Source organism: Pseudomonas sp. 24 E 13 (assembly GCF_900004715.1).
In the GTDB taxonomy this organism is placed as follows: Bacteria; Pseudomonadota; Gammaproteobacteria; order Pseudomonadales; family Pseudomonadaceae; genus Aquipseudomonas; species Aquipseudomonas orientalis_A.
This window is the reverse complement of record NZ_CVTO01000130.1, coordinates 3,191-5,574: the sequence shown is the minus strand read 5'-3', so window position 1 is coordinate 5,574 and position 2,384 is coordinate 3,191. Positions and strand designations below refer to the sequence as shown.

Below are 2,384 nucleotides of genomic sequence, written 5' to 3'. Positions count from 1 at the left end.
GGAAGCTGCCCATGCGACCGGCACCGATCAAGCCCAGGCGGATGCGTTTGGTATTCATGTGTGACCCCTTTTTATTGTTGGCCTCAGGACAATCCTGGTTGGCAAAGGGGCAGGAGCAAAGGCTGTGCCAGAATATAACTAGCTGATATTTATAGAGTTTAAAAAATATAGTGTTCATTTAAATGACATGTCTATGCTGACATGTCGAAAACATGAACATGGAGCCCGCTTATGAGCGCTGCGATCAGTGCGCAAGACCTCGACTACCTGACGGCGCTGGGCCCCGCGGCGCTGAACGATGGCCCGGTCGCCGCGTTGGAAGAGGCGTGGCAGGCCTGTCTGCGCGGCCAGGTGCAACGCCCGCGCGAGGTGCGTCAATTGATCTGGGACTCCTGGCGGCGCAGCCTCCAGGCCGGTATCGATCCGGCCGACAACGCGTACCGCTTCGTCGCCGCCGACCGCCTGACGGCCACGCTGGCCAGCCACCGCGTGCTGATCGACGCCGCCGCGCAAGTCATGCAAGGCTTGCTGGCGTACAACCCGCGCGGGCATATCAACCTCACCGATGCCGAGGGCACCACCTTGCATTTCTGCGGGCTGGATATCACTCCCGTGGGCAGTCGACTGCTCGAATCGGTGCAGGGCACCAACTGTACCGGCCTGGCGCTGGCTGAAGATCATCTGGTGTATGTGCTGGCCGAAGAAAACTTCGCGGTCGGCCTGCGTCAACGCCGCATGCACTGCGCCGCCGCGCCGATCAAGAACGCCCAGGGCCAGACCCTGGCCGTGCTGACGCTCACCGCCGAACCCGGCTGGTTTCACTTTCATACCCTGGGCACCGTGCAGGCGGCCGCTGAAGCCGTGTCGCGGCAAATGGCGCTGCAGGCGTTGCTGGAGGAACAGCAAACCGTGCTCGAAGTGCTCAACGAAGGCCTCGTGGTGGTGGATGAACGCGGCTGCATCAAGGCGCTCAACCGCTATGCCCGCCAGCTGTTCGGGGTGGGGCTGGAGCTGATTGGCAGTCCCTTCCAGCGCCTGGGCCGCAGTGAATTGAGCGAGGTGCTGGGTGAGGCTGTGCGCGACCTGGATTGCACATTCCACCTGCATGACCGCAGCCAACTCGCCTGCCTGGTCTCGGTGTGCCCACTGGAGCAGGGCGGGGTGATCGTGTCGCTGCGCGAAAACCGGCGCATCCGTGAAATCACCCGGCGCATTGTCGGCACCCAGGCGCGGTACACCTTCGACACCCTCCAGGGCACCTCGCGGGCGATCCAGGACGCGCTGCACCTGGGGCGCATCGCCAGCCGCAGTGATTCCACCACGCTGATTCTCGGGGAAAGCGGCACCGGCAAGGAGTTGTTCGCCCAGGCCATCCATAACGCCAGCGAGCGTTGCCACGGTCCGTTCGTGGCGGTCAACTGCGGTGCGATTCCACGGGACCTGGTGCAGAGTGAACTGTTCGGGCATGTCGAGGGCGCGTTCACCGGTTCTGCCCGTGGCGGCTCGGCGGGCAAGTTCGAGCTGGCCGATGGCGGCACCATCTTCCTGGATGAGATTGGCGACATGTCCTTCGACGCCCAGGTCAGCCTGTTGCGGGTGTTGCAGGAAGGTGAAGTCGCGCGGGTCGGCGCAAAAAGCGCACGCCAGGTGGATGTGCGCATCATCGCCGCCACCCACCGCAATCTCAGCCAGGCAGTGGCCGACGGCGCGTTTCGTGAAGATCTTTATTACCGCCTGAATGTGCTGAACCTGACGGTGCCGCCGCTGCGGATGCGCCGCGAAGACATCCCGCTGCTGGCGCGGCACTTCCTCAAGCGCTGCGCGCGCTCGTTGCGTAAAACGGTGCAGGGCTTCGCGCCGGACGCGCTGGCCTTGCTTTGCGCCCATGCCTGGCCGGGTAACGTGCGCGAACTGGAAAACGCCATCGAACGGGCAACCAACCTGGCCATGGGCGAGTTGATCCAGCCGGGCGACTTGCCGTTGGACAGCAAGCCCCGTGCCCTGGCCCAGGGCTATGCGCCGCAACCCACCCAGGACCTGAGCAGCCACGAAATGCATGCCATCGTCGCCGCGCTGAAAAGCACCGGTGGCAATATCCGCCTGGCCGCCCGGCAGTTGAACGTGTCCCGGGGCGGGCTGTACAACAAGATGACTCGGTTCGGGTTGAATGCCGGGGATTTTCGCAGGCCGGTGGGCGGTTACTAATGTGGGAGGGGGCTTGCCCCCGATGGCGATGTGTCAGTCACTGATGTACTCACTGACTCTCCCTCATCGGGGGCAAGCCCCCTCCCACATTTGGATCGCGGATCGGCAAAAGATACCGGTCGGCTCTAAGGCCGCCGCGCTTTTGCTTTTGATCTCAGGCGCCCCGTTAAACCACGCTG

At 63.5% G+C, this 2,384-nt stretch carries 1 protein-coding gene; it reads left to right on the top strand.

All coding sequences use genetic code 11. The annotated features are described in order from the left end of the window. Positions 1-231 precede the first annotated feature (231 nt). Positions 232-2,205, top strand: a complete 1,974-nt coding sequence (locus tag BFP90_RS16675) for a sigma-54 interaction domain-containing protein (RefSeq protein WP_065897468.1) — start codon at positions 232-234, stop codon at positions 2,203-2,205. Positions 2,206-2,384: the final 179 nt, after the last annotated feature.